General features: G+C 60.7%; 15 protein-coding genes. 4 read left to right on the forward strand and 11 right to left on the reverse strand.

All coding sequences use genetic code 11. The features are described 5' to 3' along the window. Positions 1-148: 148 nt before the first annotated feature. The 8 genes from D8U69_RS19660 to D8U69_RS19695 all read right to left on the reverse strand — a co-directional run bounded on the left by D8U69_RS19660 (position 149) and on the right by D8U69_RS19695 (position 9,633). Positions 149-1,534: an aspartate aminotransferase family protein gene (locus D8U69_RS19660; RefSeq protein WP_130907946.1), complete on the reverse strand. Its 1,386-nt coding sequence runs from the start codon at positions 1,532-1,534 to the stop codon at positions 149-151. Between the two features lie 11 nt (positions 1,535-1,545). Beyond that, a complete protein-coding gene (locus D8U69_RS19665; protein WP_130907947.1) occupies positions 1,546-3,018 on the reverse strand; it encodes an NAD-dependent succinate-semialdehyde dehydrogenase in 1,473 nt (490 codons plus the stop codon). A 266-nt stretch (positions 3,019-3,284) separates the two neighbouring features. Further along, a complete protein-coding gene (locus D8U69_RS19670) occupies positions 3,285-3,764 on the reverse strand; it encodes an Lrp/AsnC family transcriptional regulator (RefSeq protein WP_056853226.1) in 480 nt (159 codons plus the stop codon). Positions 3,765-3,893: 129 nt separating this feature from the next. Next, positions 3,894-4,895 carry a N(2)-acetyl-L-2,4-diaminobutanoate deacetylase DoeB gene (gene doeB / locus D8U69_RS19675; RefSeq protein ID WP_056853227.1) on the reverse strand — a complete coding sequence of 334 codons (1,002 nt, stop codon included), beginning with the start codon at positions 4,893-4,895 and terminating at the stop codon, positions 3,894-3,896. A 3-nt stretch (positions 4,896-4,898) separates the two neighbouring features. Further along, on the reverse strand, positions 4,899-6,089 hold the full coding sequence (gene doeA / locus D8U69_RS19680; protein ID WP_056853228.1) for an ectoine hydrolase DoeA: 1,191 nt from the start codon (positions 6,087-6,089) through the stop codon (positions 4,899-4,901). A 43-nt stretch (positions 6,090-6,132) separates the two neighbouring features. Further along, positions 6,133-7,125: an ectoine utilization protein EutC gene (eutC, locus tag D8U69_RS19685; RefSeq protein ID WP_130907948.1), complete on the reverse strand. Its 993-nt coding sequence runs from the start codon at positions 7,123-7,125 to the stop codon at positions 6,133-6,135. 36 nt (positions 7,126-7,161) lie between these two features. Then, positions 7,162-8,133 (reverse strand): hydroxyectoine utilization dehydratase EutB, encoded by a 972-nt coding sequence (gene eutB / locus D8U69_RS19690; protein WP_130907949.1) that lies wholly within the window; start codon positions 8,131-8,133, stop codon positions 7,162-7,164. 105 nt (positions 8,134-8,238) lie between these two features. After that, positions 8,239-9,633 carry a PLP-dependent aminotransferase family protein gene (locus D8U69_RS19695; RefSeq protein WP_056853300.1) on the reverse strand — a complete coding sequence of 465 codons (1,395 nt, stop codon included), beginning with the start codon at positions 9,631-9,633 and terminating at the stop codon, positions 8,239-8,241. A 291-nt stretch (positions 9,634-9,924) separates the two neighbouring features. Between D8U69_RS19695 and ehuB the strand changes: the two genes are divergently transcribed. The 4 genes from ehuB to ehuA all read left to right on the forward strand — a co-directional run bounded on the left by ehuB (position 9,925) and on the right by ehuA (position 13,045). Then, positions 9,925-10,782: an ectoine/hydroxyectoine ABC transporter substrate-binding protein EhuB gene (gene ehuB / locus D8U69_RS19700; RefSeq protein WP_130907950.1), complete on the forward strand. Its 858-nt coding sequence runs from the start codon at positions 9,925-9,927 to the stop codon at positions 10,780-10,782. Positions 10,783-10,857: 75 nt separating this feature from the next. Further along, a complete protein-coding gene (ehuC, locus tag D8U69_RS19705) occupies positions 10,858-11,517 on the forward strand; it encodes an ectoine/hydroxyectoine ABC transporter permease subunit EhuC (RefSeq protein WP_056853232.1) in 660 nt (219 codons plus the stop codon). Further along, on the forward strand, positions 11,514-12,170 hold the full coding sequence (gene ehuD, locus D8U69_RS19710; protein WP_056853233.1) for an ectoine/hydroxyectoine ABC transporter permease subunit EhuD: 657 nt from the start codon (positions 11,514-11,516) through the stop codon (positions 12,168-12,170). The genes ehuC and ehuD overlap by 4 nt, the downstream gene beginning before the upstream one ends. Before the next feature lie 80 nt (positions 12,171-12,250). Then, positions 12,251-13,045: an ectoine/hydroxyectoine ABC transporter ATP-binding protein EhuA gene (gene ehuA / locus D8U69_RS19715; protein ID WP_056853301.1), complete on the forward strand. Its 795-nt coding sequence runs from the start codon at positions 12,251-12,253 to the stop codon at positions 13,043-13,045. A gap of 124 nt (positions 13,046-13,169) precedes the next feature. Here the strand turns inward: ehuA and D8U69_RS19720 are convergent, their stop codons facing one another. The 3 genes from D8U69_RS19720 to D8U69_RS19730 form a co-directional block, all read right to left on the reverse strand. Beyond that, a complete protein-coding gene (locus D8U69_RS19720) occupies positions 13,170-13,901 on the reverse strand; it encodes an OmpA family protein (protein WP_056853234.1) in 732 nt (243 codons plus the stop codon). A 102-nt stretch (positions 13,902-14,003) separates the two neighbouring features. After that, positions 14,004-14,645, reverse strand: coding sequence for an MBL fold metallo-hydrolase (locus D8U69_RS19725; RefSeq protein WP_130907951.1), 642 nt, complete (start codon positions 14,643-14,645; stop codon positions 14,004-14,006). A gap of 87 nt (positions 14,646-14,732) precedes the next feature. Next, a partial coding sequence (locus D8U69_RS19730) for a LuxR C-terminal-related transcriptional regulator (protein WP_241668671.1) occupies positions 14,733-16,206 on the reverse strand: 1,474 nt, incomplete at its 5' end.

Raw genomic sequence — 16,206 nt, forward strand, 5'->3', positions numbered from 1 at the left:
TCAGGTTTCACGCGACAAAAAGCCCCCGGACAAGTGGTTGTCCGAGGGCTTTTTTATTTCTGATCCAGCATCTCGGCTGAATGTCCCGCCCTCATCGCGGACTTGCCCGCGATGAGGCCAGTACAGACCACACAACAGGATCAGATAATCAGCCCAACACCTCCCCCGCCACCTGATCGATCGCATCCTTGGTGATACCCACGATCAAGTCCGCCTCGACCTCGGTCAGGACCAACGGCGGTGCAAAGCCGAGGATGTCGCCATGGGGCATCGCCCGGGCAATCATCCCGCGCTCCAGGCATGCCGCCGAGACTTTCGGACCGACCTTCAAGGCGGCGTCGAATGGCGTGCGCTGTTCACGATCCGCCATGAACTCGACCGCCGCGAGCATGCCGTCACCGCGCACTTCGCCCACCAGCGGATGGCCTTCGAGGGTTTCGCGCAGCCGCCGATTGAGATAACCGCCCACCTTATCGGCGTTGGCCGTAAGGTTTTCCCGCTCTAGGATATCGAGGTTGGCCAGCGCCGCGGCCGCACAAATGGGGTGCCCGGAATAGGTCCAGCCATGGCCCATGGCGCCTTGGGATTCGGAGGCTTTTTCGATCACGTCCCAAACCTTTTCGCCGACGATCACCGCCGACAATGGCGCATAAGCGCTGGTCAGGCCTTTGGCGGTAGTGATCAGGTCCGGGCGCATGCCGTAACGCTGGCTACCCATTTTCGACCCCAGCCGACCGAAGGCGCAGACCACTTCGTCGGCGATCAACAGCACATCGTATTTGTTCAGCACTGCCTGGATCGCTGCCCAATACCCGGCGGGTGGAACAATGATTCCGCCGGTCCCCATCAGCGGCTCGCCAATGAAGGCCGCCACGGTGTCCGGACCTTCGGCGAGGATCATTTTTTCCAGCTCGTCGGCGCAATAGCGCACGAAGGCCGTTTCATCCATGCCGATCGGCGCCTTGCGATACCAGTGCGGGCAGACGGTGTGCTTGATGCCTTCGGCCGGCAGATCGAAATGCTGATGAAAACTCGGCAGGCCGGTCAGGCTGCCGGTCATGATGCCCGAACCGTGGTAGCCGCGATCGCGGGAGATGATTTTCTTCTTCTGCGGGCGACCCAGCACGTTGTTGTAGTAACGCACCAGTTTGATCTGGGTTTCGTTGGCGTCAGACCCGGAAAGGCCGTAATAGACCTTCTTCATGCCTTCAGGCGCCCAGTCGATGATACGGCTCGAAAGCTCGATGATCGCTTCGGTCGAATGCCCCATGTAGGTGTGGTAATAGGCCAGTTCCCTGGCTTGCTTGTAGATCGCATCAGCAACTTCGGTGCGCCCGTAGCCGATGTTCACGCAATACAGGCCGGCGAAGGCGTCGATCAGCTCGCGGCCTTCGTGGTCGCGGATGCGGATACCCGACGCGCCTTTGATGATCCGTCCTTTAAGCGCGCCGCTGGCATGATCATGGGCGTGAGTCGAAGGGTGCATGAAGTGCGCACGGTCTTGCTCGAACAGCGAGTCAAATTCTTGGTTCATGGTGAATCTCCTCAGAACTGGCCTTGATGGTGCAGGCAGAAGTATTTGGTTTCGACAAAGGCTTCGAAGCCCTCAGTGCCGCCTTCCCGGCCCAGCCCCGAGGCTTTCATGCCACCGAACGGGATCGGATGGCCGGTAAACTTGACGCCATTGACCGCGACCATGGCGTGGTCGAGGCGGCGGATCAGCGGGTAAATCAGGTCCAGACGATTGGAACAAATGTAGGCGGCCAGACCGTATTCGGTGTCGTTGGCCATCTCGACCGCCTGATCGAGGGTGTCGAACGGCATCACCCCGGCAATCGGCGCGAAGTTTTCTTCGCGGTAGATGCGCATCTGTGGCGTGACATCGGCCAGCACCGTTGGCTGATAGAACAAACCGCCCAGTGCATGGGCCTCACCGCCCACCAGTCGTTGCGCGCCGTGTTGCAAGGCATCGGCGACCCGTTCGGTGGTGACATCGAAAGCGGCCTGATGCATCAACGGGCCGACATCGACCTGCTGCTCGCGGTCGCCGAGCATCGCCGGGCCAACCCGCAACTCACGTACCGCCGCGGTAAACCCCTTGAGAAATTGCGCATAAACAGAGCGATCGACCATGATGCGGTTGGCCGCGCAGCAATCCTGGCCGGAGGTCTGGAATTTGGCGGCCACCGCGACTTTCACCGCCAGCTCAAGGTCGGCGTCGGCGCAGACAATGAACGGCGCGTTGCCGCCCAACTCCAGTGCCACCTTTTTTACGTCCTGGGCTGCGGCTTGCAGCACCAACTTACCGACGCGGGTCGAGCCGGTGAAACTCACCGAACGCACGCGACTGTCTTGCACCAGGGTCTGCATGGCCATCTGCGGTTCGCCCAACACCACATTGAATACGCCGGCAGGGAAACCTGCTTCCTCGGCCAGTTGCGCCAGGGCAAACGCCGAGTACGGTGTTTCATGGGCCGGTTTGATGACCACGGTGCAACCGGCGGCCAGCGCGGCAGCGGCTTTGCGAGTGATCATTGCCGAAGGGAAATTCCATGGCGTCAGCAATGCACAGACGCCGACCGGCTCCTTGACCGTGCCCAGGTGCGCCCCTGGAATGTGGCTGGGAATGTTTTGCCCATACAGGCGCCGCGCCTCTTCGGCAAACCAGGGAATGAAACTGGCGGCATAAGCGATTTCGCCACGGGACTCGGCCAGGGACTTGCCCTGCTCCAGGCTGAGAATCCGCGCCAGGTCTTCCTGATGCTCAAGAATCAATGCCGCCCAGCGCCGCAGAATCGCCCCGCGCGCCTCCAGGCTTTGTTCGCGCCAATCGGCGAACGCACGGTGCGCAGCATCGACGGCGGCGACGATTTGGGACTGGTCGAGCATCGGTACATGGCCAATCAGTTTTTGATCCGCCGGGTTGTGCACCGCGATACTGTGACCGCTGTCGCTGTGCACCCAATGGCCATCGACGTAGCAAAGGGCCTTGAACAACAGTGGGTGTTTGTAAGTCATGGCGTTCACTCCAAATCCGTGTGCGTGGAACCATGCTAGGGCAGCCAAGCCTTGGGAATTTGGCGTTTGAACGGGGTTTGGCAGGTGGTTTTTTCTGATTGAGCGGGGCTGAACAGCGTTTTTTGCGGTGTGAACACGACACCTGAATCCACACAAATCGACTGTAGGAGCGAGCCTGCTCGCGATAGCGGTGTGTCAGTTGACATCACGGTTTCTGACTGGCCGCCATCACGAGCAGGCTCGGCTCCCACAGGTTTATTGAGTGTTCAGGATTCTTGCGACAATTCGGCCGGCAAGGCGCCGCCGGTCTTGATGGTTTTGGTGACGATGTAGGTGAAGTAGCGTTCGATTCCCAGATCATCGAGCAGCAACTGGTCGATGAAACGTTGGTAATGGTCAATGTCCGGTGCCTGGATCATTGCCATGTAATCGACACCGCCACCGGTGGCGTAACAGAACGCGACTTCGGGCGCTTCGCTCATGCGTTGCTCGAAACGCCGCATGTCCTGCGCGGTGTGCCGGGCCAGGGTGATTTCCACCAGCACCTGCTGACTTTTGAACACCGCGCCCCAGTCGATGTGTGCCCGGTAGCCCTTGATCAGGCCGAGGGCTTCGAGTTTGCGCACCCGCTCCCAGGCCGGGGTCACCGAGAGATTGATCGCCTCGGCCAGGCTCGACTTGGTGATACGCCCGTCGTCAGCGAGGATTCGCAGGATTTTCAGGTCATAGCGATCGAGCTTGTGCATGGGCATATCCCTCAGGTTAATAAAAAACCCTGTGGGAGCTGGCTTGCCAGCGATGGCGGTAGCACATCCAGCATTGATGTGACTGACATACCGCTATCGCTGGCAAACCAGTTCCCACAGGGATGGCTGTCAGGTCACGATATCGGCGATCACTGCGATGGTATCGCCGCACCCCACCAGCCCCGGAAAGTGCCGCGCCGCCAGCAGACCGTTGCGCGCCGCGCGATATTCCACCGGGGCCACGCCGCTGCGGGTGGCGTCGTAGACGCGGGCGATCACTTCGCCCTTGCTTACGTGATCGCCCAGGTCACGGCACATTTCCAGCAGGCCGTCGTGCTCGCTGGCGATGAAGCAATCGCCATCGGGCATGTCGAGCATGATCGATGTCGAAGCCTGCACTTGGCCCTCAACAATCCCCGCATGCACCAGCAGATTGCGTACGCCGCGCTCGGCGATCGCCACACTGCGCGCCGTAGACGAACCGCCGCCGCCCAGCTCCGTGGTGACGAAAATCTTGCCCTGGGACTCGGCAGCGGTGTCGTACATCGCCCCGGCATCGAGTTCGAGCATGCGCATGCTGTACGGCGCATTGAACGCACGCATGCCGGCCTCGCATTGCGCCTGCTGCCGTTTGTCCGGCAACACATGACAGGCGGCGAACGGCAAGAAATCCAGGGTGCGACCGCCGGAGTGAATGTCCAGCACGATGTCGGCCAGGGGCAGCAACGTGCGGGTGAAATAGTCGGCGATCTTCTCGGTCACCGTCCCGTCCGGCTTGCCGGGAAAACTGCGATTGAGGTTGCCCTTGTCGATCGGCGACGTACGCCGCCCGGCGTGGAACGCCGGGGTATTCATGAACGGGACGATGATCACCCGTCCGCTGACGTCGGCGGCCGTCAGGCTTTGCGCCAGTTTGCTCAAAGCCACCGGGCCTTCGTACTCATCACCGTGGTTACCGCCGGTAAGCAGCGCGGTCGGTCCCTGGCCGCGCTGGATCACCGTAAGCGGAATCATCACCGCGCCCCAGGCAGAATCGTCCCGGGAATAGGGCAGCTTGAGAAAACCGTGCTGCACGCCTTCGCGGCTGAAATCCACCGTGGCACTGATCGGGTTGTCAGGCAGTTCACTCATGGCTCAATCCTTCACGAACAATTGGCGAGGCACATTGCACAGCGTCTCGACGCCGGTTTCGGTGATCAGAATGCTCTCGGTGATTTCCAGCCCCCAGTCATCCATCCACAGGCCCGGCATGAAGTGGAAGGTCATGCCCGGTTGCAACACGCTGGTGTCGCCGGGACGCAGGCTCATGGTGCGCTCGCCCCAATCCGGTGGATAGCTGATACCGATCGGGTAGCCGCAACGGCTGTCCTTGTGGATGCCGAACTTCTCCAGCACCTTGAAAAACGCTACGGCAATGTCACCGGTGGTATTGCCCGGTTTGGCCGCTTCCAGCCCGGCTGCGATGCCTTCAACCACGGCTTTCTCGCCGTCGAGGAAATGTTGCGGCGGTTTGCCCAGATAGATCGTGCGCGACAACGGGCAGTGATAACGCTTGTAGCAGCCGGCGATTTCAAAAAAGGTGCCGGCGCCCTTTTCGAACGGTGAATCGTCCCAGGTCAGGTGCGGCGCACTGGCATCGGCGCCGGTCGGCAACAACGGCACGATGGCCGGATAATCGCCGCCATGACCGTCAGCCCCGAGGATGCCGCTGCTGTAGATTTCGGCCACCAGTTCGTTTTTGCGCATGCCCGGTTCGATGCGCTCCAGGATCCGCCCGTGCATTTTCTCGACAATGCGCGCGGCGATGCGCATGTAGGCGATTTCCTGCGGCGACTTGACTGCCCGCTGCCAGTTCACCAACCCGACCGCGTCGATCAATCTGGCTTTCGGCAGATTTTTCTGCAGCGACAGATAAGCGGCAGCGCTGAAGTAATAGTTGTCCATTTCCACGCCGATGGTCAGTGCATCCCAACCTCGAGCGCTGATCACTTCGCGCGACAGGTAGTCCATGGGATGACGTTCCCGCGACTGCACGTAAATGTCCGGGTAGCCAACGATGTTCTCTTGCTGCATGAAGACGGTGCGCTTGGCGCCGTTGGCGTCTTGGCCGCGACCGAACCACAGCGGTTCGCCATCGAGCGCCAGCAGCACGCATTGATGAACGTAAAACGACCAACCGTCATAGCCGGTCAGCCAGGCCATGTTCGACGGATCGGTGACCAACAACAACTCGATGCCCTGCGCCTGCATGGCCACTCGCACCTTGGCCAGACGCTGGGCGTATTCCTCCCGTTGAAACGGGAGATTGACGACTATCTGAGACATGCACATGCCCTCTGATAAATGACGCACGGATGAAAAAAGCGCTTTAACTGCCGAACTGAAAACCTTTGCCGGCCGCACGCGCACGTTCGAAGGCCAGGTTGGCCATGGCCGTGTCCTGGGCGCCGGTGCCCGTGAGGTCGCACAGGGTGATTTGCGTTGAATCGGTACGACCGGGCCGTTGGCCGGCCAACACCTGCCCCAGTTCTGCGAAGTTCGATTCGTCGCTGACCACACCCGCCGCAAGGGCGTGATGCAGCTCGCCGAGGATGCGCGTCTGGCTCAATCGATCCGCCACGTAGCGGTCGACCTGTGCCAGCGCACGGGGAGAAATTTCGTTCTTGTGTTCGGCATCCGAGCCCATGGCCGTGATGTGCAGGCCGGGATGCAAATGGCGCAAATCGATCAACGGCTCACGGCTTGGTGTGCAGGTGATCGCGATGTCTACCTCAGACATCGCCTCGTCGATGCTGGCGCACGGCTTGACCGCCAGACCGCTGTCCCGGGCCAGTTCGACGCTGAAGGCCTGGGCCTTGGCGGCGTCCCGCGCCCAGACCCGCACGCTGTCGATCGGCCGCACCAGACGCAGCGCTTGCAACTGCAACGCGGCCTGCTCTCCGGCACCGATCAGCGCCACGCTACGGCTGTCTTGCCGCGACAGCGCCCGCGCCGCCACGGCTCCGGCCGCCGCTGTGCGCACGGCGGTCAGGTAACCGTTATCGAGCAGCAAGGCATCCAGCAAGCCGGTGCGCGCAGACAACAACATCATCATGCCGTTGAGGCTGGGCAAGCCCAGTTTCGGGTTGTCGAAAAAACCCGGGCTGACCTTGATCGCAAAGCGTTCAAGCCCCGGCAGGTAAGCGGTTTTCACATCCACTTCGCCGTTATGTTCGGGAATGTCCAGGCGCAGGATCGGCGGCATCGCCACGGCAGCGGTGGCCAGCAGTACGAAGGCCTGCTCAATGGCTTCGATACTTGGCAGGTCCAGCGACACGCAGGCGCGCAGGTCCGCTTCGTTCAGCAAGGTGATTTCACTCATCAACGCGGCACTCCATTGAGTCGTTATTGTTGGCATTCATGCATCGGCGCCGGCGAGCACACGCAGGTGTTGCTCGACATCGACGTTGCGTCCGCTGATTACCACCACGATTGGCCCGAGCGGCTCGATCAAGCCCTCGAGCAACGCGGCAATCCCCACCGCCGCCGCGCCCTCCACCACCAGACGTTCTTCGCGATAGGCATGGCGGATGGCATTGGCGATGGCGGCTTCGCTGAGCAGATGCAACTGATCGCAGGTGTCGCGGGTCATGGCGAAGGTGTAACGGTTGTCCAGGCCGATGCCGCCGCCGAGCGAGTCAGCCAGGGTCGGTAACTCTTCGACTTCCAGCGGATGCCCGGCCGCGAGGCTGGCGTGCATGGCCGCACCGCGTTGCATGCTGACACCGTGAGTGACGATCTGCGGGTTGGCCCTTTTCAGCGCCAGCGCGACGCCGGCGAACAGGCCGCCACCGGACAATGGAACCAGTACTTGGGCGACGTCTGGCTGCTGCTCGAGGATCTCCAGGCCCAGCGTGCCCTGCCCGGCAATGATCGCCGGGTGATCGAACGGTGGCAGCAGTGTTGCGCCATGTTCGTGGGCAATCCGCTCGGCTTCACGCTGGGCATCATCCTGGGACTGACCGACGATACGCACATCAGCGCCGAGATCGCGGATGGCCTGGACTTTGTTTCCCGGCACCAGGTGCGACAGGCAAATCGTCGCCTTCACGTTTTGCCGCGATGCGGCGTAAGCGAGTGCCCGCCCATGATTGCCGGTGGACGCGGCGACGACGCCACGCGCCTTTTGCTCAGCAGTGAGTTGTGCCACGGCATTGCTCGCGCCGCGCAACTTGAAGCTGCCGGTAATTTGCAGGGATTCGAGCTTGAGGTACACCGGCACGCCCGACTGTCGCGACAGGCTGGGTGAATGTTCCATCGGCGTGTGCCGTACCAGCGCTTCGATCCGCTGGCGGGCGAGGTAGATATCGTTGAGCTGTAGCGCTGACATGACCGCATCCCGATGAGGTATTGGGCGCAGTCTAAGAGGGCTGGATTGTCGCGCTGAATGTACTAGGGCAATTTAGTCGACAAATTTTTCAACGTCTTTTGCCGCTCAAAAATCGTGGATTTGCGGGTACTGACCAAAGATTTCGCGCATGCCCATCAGCGCATCGCGCATTTCCTCGTCACTGCATTCAGCGCCTACGCATACCCGTACCGCCCGTGGCCGGGGCGTACCGCGCACGGTAAACGGGTCGGGCGACGTGACTGCAATATGCTTGTGGCGCAACGCACGCACCAGGCTGTCGAGTTCCCAATGCGGCGGGATGCCGATCCAGGCGTTCAAGGCATAGGGATGCTGGCCGAGCAGGTACTCGCCGAGGTATTCGCTGACCATCGCCTGCCGCCCGCTCAACAGCTTGCGCTGCACGCCCACCAGCGTCTCGGCGCGGCCATCGCGAATCCAGCGCGTGGCGATTTCCGAAACCATGGGCGTCGCCATCCAGCTGTTGACCCGCAAAATGCTTTCGGTGCGCAGCGCCAGACGCTTGGGCATCACCAGATAACCAATGCGCAAACCGGTGAGCACCGATTTGGTCATGCTGGTGCAATAGAACGATAGCTCCGGCAGGTAATGGCTGATCGGCGGCGCACGGCGCTCGTCCAGAAGCGGGCCGTAGACATCATCTTCGATGATGTGCACACCAAAACGCCGGGCAATCTCGGCAATTTCACGCCGTCGGTTGTCAGGCATCAGGCTGGTGGTCGGGTTGTTCAGGTTCGGCGTACAGACCAGCGCGGTGATCCGCTCATTGCTGCACATGTCTTCGAAATGTTCCGGGTCAATGCCGTAGCGATCCATTTCCAGGCCCTTGAGGGTAAACCCCAGCACCTGGGAATTGCCGATCACGCCGTGGTCAGTGACACCTTCGCAAAGCACCACATCATCAGGCCCGGCGAGCGAAGCCAGGGCGAGGAAAATTCCGTGGGCCGCGCCGTTGGTGATCAGGATGTCATCGCGCTCGACGCGCAGGCCTTGGCGGGCGATCCAGTGCATCGCCGCTTCCCGGTGCGACTCGAACCCGGCAATCGGACGGAATGCGTGAATCCACGGCTGATCGTCTTCGGTACTGAGTTCGCGGCAGGTTTCGCGCCAGAACTGGTCATGTTCACGGGTGTGCATGATCCGCGTAATGGAAAAATCCACCAGCGCGCGTTCGGGACTGTCGAGAATATAGGTGGCGACCCGGTCGCTCATGCGCCGCGAGACGAAGCTGCCACGCCCCACTTCGCAACGCACCAGCCCCTGGCGCTCCAACTCCTTATAGGCGTTGGTGACCGTTTGCACGCTGATGCCCACCGCATCGGCAACCTGTCGTTGCGGCGGCAGGCGCTGATCGTTGACCAGCACGCCCTGCTCGATGTCGTCGGCAATCGCCTGCACCAGGATCTTGTATTTCGATTCGCCGCTGCGGGCGATTTGCAGTGCTGCCTTCCACTTGTCCATCGGCGCCGAACCCACGTGTTTGCCAGTGCCGACAGCATCCCGCGAGAAACCATGCAAAGCAATTGTCCTAGTGCAATGCAATGTGGCTCAGGGCTTTTGTATGCTCGGTCCAAGGTCGATGCACAGGCGGCCGAACCCGCCGCCAACAACAACCAATCGATCTGTACCGGAACTGTGGCCCAAAGCTTCGGCTCAACAGGAAAACGGCTCTCGTACGCTTTGCTCTTGTCACACTGCCTCCTACCACAGAGCCGTCTTCGACGGGTCCACAAGAAACAGGAGATTTTATCGATGAGCAATTCCATTCCCCGCAGTTCCCATGTCTTGCGTCACCTGTTCGTGGCTTGTGCGATGTTCGGTCTGGCCGCCAGCGCCCATGCCGCCACGACGCTGGAAACCATCACGAAGAACAGCAGCATTCGCATCGGCTACGCCAACGAAACGCCATTCGCCTTCACCGAAACCGATGGCCGGGTCACCGGTGAATCGCCGGAGATCGCCAAAGTCATCTTCGCCAAAATGGGCATCAAGCAAGTCGATGGCGTGCTGACCGAATGGGGCTCGCTGATTCCGGGCCTGCGCGCCGGGCGCTTCGACGTGATTGCCGCCGGCATGTACATCACGCCCGAACGCTGCAAACAAGTCATCTTCACCGATCCGCAGTACCAGTTGCCCGATGCCCTCCTGACCGCCAAAGGCAACCCGAAAAACCTCCATAGCTATGAAGACATCGCCAAGAACCCGGATGTGAAACTGGCGATCATGGCCGGCACGGTCAATCTGAAATACGCACGGGACTCCGGGGTGAAGGACGCACAAATTCTCCAGGTGCCCGACACCACCGCCCAGCTGCAAGCCGTGCGCGCCGGTCGCGCCGATGCCGCCGTAGGCACCCAATTGACCATGAAAGGCTTGGCCGCCAAAGGCGGTGAGAAGATCGAAGCGGTTACCGAGTTCAAGGATGACCCGTCGCATACCGGTTACGGCGCCCTCGCCTTCCGTCCGGAAGACAAGGACCTGCGGGATGCGGTCAATGCCGAACTGAAAAAGTGGCTGGGCTCTGAAGAGCACCTCAAGACGGTCGCCCCGTTCGGCTTCGACAAATCCAACGTGACCAGCAAAACGGCTGCCGAGCTCTGCGCTCAATAGTCGAGACAGGCATGGCGCTGTGGCGCGATGCCTATCCCTGCTGACTCCGGATGTTGAACCACGCAGGTGTGAACAATGGGTGAATTACTTCCGCTATTGATACAAGGCGCCTGGGTCACGCTCCAGGTGACCTTCTTCGGCTCGATCCTGGCAATTGTCGCGGCCATTCTGGCGGCGCTGGGGCGCATGTCGCCGTGGCGGCCGTTGAGCTGGTTCTCGGTCGCCTACATCGAAGTGTTTCGCGGTACGTCGTTGCTGGTGCAATTGTTCTGGCTGTTTTTCGTGTTGCCGCTGCCACCGTTCAATCTGGAACTGAGCCCCTACAGCGTGGCCATCGTCGGCCTGGGCCTGCACATCGGCGCCTATGGCGCCGAGGTGATGCGCGGTGCGATCAGCTCCGTGGCGAAAGGTCAGTACGAAGCGGCGACCGCGCTGAACTTCAGCGCTTACAAACGCTTTCGCCGAATCATTCTGCCTCAGGCTTTGCTCGCCGCGATTCCACCAGGCACCAACCTGCTGATCGAATTGCTGAAGAACACTTCGCTGGTGTCGCTGATCACCTTGTCCGACCTGAGTTTCCGCGCTCGACAATTGGATCAGGCTACCTTCCAGACCCTGGAAATCTTCAGCCTGGCGCTGGTGATGTATTTCATCCTGGCACAAGCGATCAACCTCGGCATGCGCAGTATCGAGCGGCGTCTGGCGCGTGGCCGGATGCGTGGAGGTTTGTCATGACCCTGTTCGACTGGACATACGCCTGGCAGATCCTTCCCGATTTGCTGCGCGCTTCGCTCAACACCGTGGGCATTACCCTGGTCGGTTTCCTGATCGCCATTGTGCTGGGGCTGTTCCTCGCCATCGGCCGGCGCAGCCGCTTGTACTGGTTGTCGTGGCCGATCGCCGGGGTCATCGAGTTCATCCGCAGCACGCCGCTGCTGATCCAGGTGTATTTCCTTTACTACGTACTGCCCAACTACGGCGTCAGCCTGTCGGCCATGCAAGTGGGGATCATCGGCATCGGCGTGCATTACGCCTGCTACATCGCCGAGGTTTATCGCGGCGGACTCGATGCGGTGCCTCGTGCGCAATGGGAAGCGGTGACCGCGCTGAACATCGCGCCGTACAGCGCCTACCGCAACATCATCCTGCCCCAGGCCCTGCGGCCGATCCTGCCGCCGCTGGGCAATTACCTGGTGGCAATGCTCAAGGACACGCCCGTGCTGTCGGCCATCACCGTGGTGGAAATCATGCAGCAGGCCAAGAACATCGGTTCCGAAAACTTCCGCTACCTGGAACCGATCACCATGGTCGGTCTGTTCTTCCTCGCCCTGAGCATCGCCTTGGCTTATCTGGTACGGCGCCTCGAACTGCGCCTGGAGCTACGTTAATGACTTCTCCACTTTCGACTTCAAACGACCTTTCCCGGCGCGGCAATCTGACGCCGCTGCATCCGCAAGAGGCCACGGCCATGCATCAAACGAAAGCGGTCAAGCCGATAGTCAGCTTTCAGGATGTCACCAAAAGCTACGGCAGTTTCACCGTGCTCGATCATTTGAACCTGGACGTCACGCCCGGTGAAAAAGTCGCGATCATCGGCCCCAGCGGCTCAGGGAAATCCACGCTGTTGCGGGTCCTGATGACCCTCGAAGGCATCGATGACGGAGTGATCCGCGTTGAAGACGATCTGCTGACGCACATGCCCAATCGCAATGGCGTGCTGGTGCCGGCCAACGACCGACACATCCGCCGTGTACGCGGCAAGATCGGCATGGTGTTCCAGAGTTTCAACCTGTTCCCGCACATGACCGCATTGCAAAATGTCATCGAAGCGCCGGTGCAGGTTCTGGGCATGAAACCCGCCGAAGCACGGGAACGCGCGGCGGATCTGCTGGAGTTGGTGGGTCTGGGCAGCAAGCTGGGGCATTACCCTTCGCAGCTGTCCGGTGGGCAGCAGCAACGGGTGGCGATCGCCCGCGCCTTGGCCATGCGCCCCAAAGTCATGCTGTTTGACGAAGTGACCTCGGCGCTTGATCCGGAACTGTGCGGCGAAGTACTCAATGTGATCCGCAAGCTCGGCGCCGAACATAACCTGACCATGTTGATGGTCACACACCAGATGGGCTTTGCCCGGGAGTTCGCCGATCGTGTGTGCTTCTTCTACAAGGGCCAGATCCACGAACAGGGCACCCCGGCGCAGATCTTCGAACATCCACAGCAGGAGCGTACCTGTGCGTTTCTCAGTGCGGTAAAAGAAGCCAACTGAAACGCCGCACATAAAAAATGGGAGCGAGCCTGCTCGCGTTGGGGCAGTCAGATTCAACATTGATGTTGACTGACCGACCGCCATCGCGAGCAGGTTCGCTCCCACAGGTTTTATGTCGCGGGTGTTACGGATACTGCTGAACGGTACCCGGCTGTTGCTGAGCACCATACTGCTGACCCGGAATCGCCTTGAGGTTGACCTCGACACGACGGTTCTGCGCGCGGCCATTGACGTCAGCGTTGCTGGCAACCGGGTTATCCGGGCCGGCACCACGGGCGCTCAGGTTGGCACCGCTGACACCTTGCGAAGTCAGGTAGGTCGCCACACTCTGCGCACGACGCTGGGACAGGTCCATGTTGTGCTGGCGGCTGCCGGTGCTGTCGGTGTAACCGACGATTTCGATCTGGTTCTGGTTGAACTCTTTCAGCGAGCCGGCCAGGTTGTTCAACGGCTGGTAGAAACTCGAAGCGATGTTCGCCGAGTCGGTGGCGAAAGTGATATTGCCTGGCATGATCAGTTTGATCTGATCGCCCTGACGCTGCACTTCGACACCGGTGTTGGCCATGCTGGCCCGCAGTTTTTTCTCTTGCTGGTCGGCGTAGTAACCGTAACCGGCGGCGGAAGCACCCACCACGGCGGCGCCGATCAACGCGCCCTTGCCACGGTTGTTGTGGTCAATGGCGGCACCGGCCAACGCGCCGGCCAGTGCACCGAGGCCACCGTACTTCGCGGTTTTGCTCATGCCGGTGGAGCCGCTATCGGCCTGTCCCTGGTTGTCGTAAGGGTTGGGCGATGCGCAACCGGACAACAGCGCCACGGCAGTAGCGACAATAATCAAACGACGGGTGGTGAACATGAAGAGCTCCTACTTTTTGCATTCTGTGGTGCATCAGACCAAGGCATCGGCCTTTGCGGGCGTTGGATCATTTCGATGCCTGAAAATTCCACCTGTTACAAATCAGGCTCGAACGAACGGGTTCTCACGCATTTCATCGCCAAGTCGGGTATCGGGACCATGCCCGGCCACCACGACGGCTTCTTCATCGAGGGTGTACAAACGCTGTTTGATGGAGCGCACGATAGTCGCCTGATCGCCACCCCATAAATCCGTACGCCCCACTCCACGCTTGAACAAGGTGTCGCCGGCAATCAGCAGCCTGGCATCGGCAAACCAGAAACTCATCGAACCCGGCGTGTGACCCGGCGTATGCAGCGCTACGCCACACCCACACGCCAATTCTTCATCGTCAGCCAGCCAGCGATCCGGCGACGGCACCGGCGTGTAGGGCACCCCGAACATCTGGCATTGCATCTCCAGATTGTCCCAGAGGAATTGGTCTTCCTTGTGCAAGTGCAAGGTGGCGCCGGTTTTTTCCTTCAACTGACCGGAGGCCAGGAAATGATCAAGGTGTGCGTGGGTGTGAATGATACTGACCACCTTCAGGCCCAACGCGTCCAGACGGGCGAGGATCAGCTCATGATTGCCACCCGGATCGACAACGATGGCCTTTTTCGTCACTGGATCGCCGATGATCGTGCAGTTGCACTGCAAAGGGCCGACGGGGAAGGTTTCGCGGATGAGGCCGGGGTGTTGGGACATCGGGGTCTGCTCGGTAAACGGGGACGGGTAATGTTCGCACACATCAGTATCCCGCCAGTGTCTGCGATGTGTAATGTGAAATATTCCTTACCCCAGAACCCCCAGTTCCTTGGCCCGGGCAACGGCCTGTGTACGGCGCTCGACCCCCAGTTTGCTGTTGATATGGCTGGCGTGGGTCTTGACTGTGTGCAGGGAAATAAACAACTGGTCACTGATTTCCTGATTCGAACAGCCTTGGGCAATTAGTCGAAGCACAGCCAATTCGCGGGTGCTCAGTTGTTCAGCGGCAGGAGCCGGGTCCAGCACCTGACGCGCGGGCGGAGCAGGCAGTTTCTCCGTCAGGCTCTGTATGACTTCAGTCGTCGCGCATAGCTGCAATTGGCCACGCAACCACTCCGGATACCCTGCCATCAAACCTTCGAACGATTGCAGTATGCCCCCGCCAGCGGCGTCCAATGCCTGGATCAGCGCCTTGCGGGCCTCGGGCTCGCGGCCGGTGGTGAGCAACAGCGACACTTTTTGCGTCAGCGCCATCGCGCTGAGCATCTGCCGCCCGGTTTGCTGACCCTGCTCGAGCAAGACATTCAAACGCCCCTCGGCCAGCATCGGCTGACCCTGTATAACCTCAAGCAGGGCTTGTTGCAGTTCGATATGCAACGGCAATTGCGGATGGAATTCCGGTGGCGCTGCAGCATGCTCGCCATTGTAGGTTTGCCCCAGTCGCGCCAGCCAGGCTTCGGCAAGATCTGTGCGCCCCTGCGCCAGCCAGAGTTCGCATTTGACCAAGGTGATCATCGCCAGATAGTAGATCGGCGGCACGTCCCAGATGTGCATCAGGCGTTCGGCTTCAGCCAGTTCGGCAAAGGCCTTGGCAAACTCGCCGCTGCTGCCTTCGAGCCGGGCGATGACACAATGGCCGATCAACACGCTGATGTCGCGACAGGCGCGAGCCTCGTTCAAGCCCACCTGCAAACGCGCTCTCGCCGCGTGTGGTTGCAAGCGCAGAGCCAGCAGAAACCCTTCGTACAAGGTCAGCCGGGCGCGGATGGCATAGAGACGTTGCGGTGACAAACCTTGCAAACGCTGCAGCCCTTGGCGAACTTCGGCAAGGGCGCGCAGGACTTCCCCGCGCGCCTGCAATACCCGGGCACGGTCATAATGGGCCAGCGCTTCGAACAGTGGGTTGCCGACCCGTTGTGCCAACTCCAGAGAAGCGCGATTCAACCCGCGCGCACGCCACAGGTCGCCGTCGGCAATGGCCAGGTTGGACAATGTCGAAAGACACATCAGCCGCTGGCCGTAACGCTTGCAGGGAAGGCTTTCGAGTGCCTCGGTGCAATAGAGCAGCGTGAGTTCACGGTTGCCACGCCCGCGAGCGATGATCCCGCTCAGGGCCAGCCATTGCGCCAGCATCGACTTCTGCGCGGTAGCCGACGGGGCCGGCAGGAAACGGCTCAGATGACTGGCCAACTCCTCGGCAGCATCCAGTTGGCAGGCCAGTCCCAACGCCCAGCTGTAGAGCACGATCAGACGCGGCGTGCTGATCAGCAGGCTGTCGGGC

This window comes from Pseudomonas sp. Sample_16, assembly GCF_004307665.1.
Lineage (GTDB): Bacteria > Pseudomonadota > Gammaproteobacteria > Pseudomonadales > Pseudomonadaceae > Aquipseudomonas.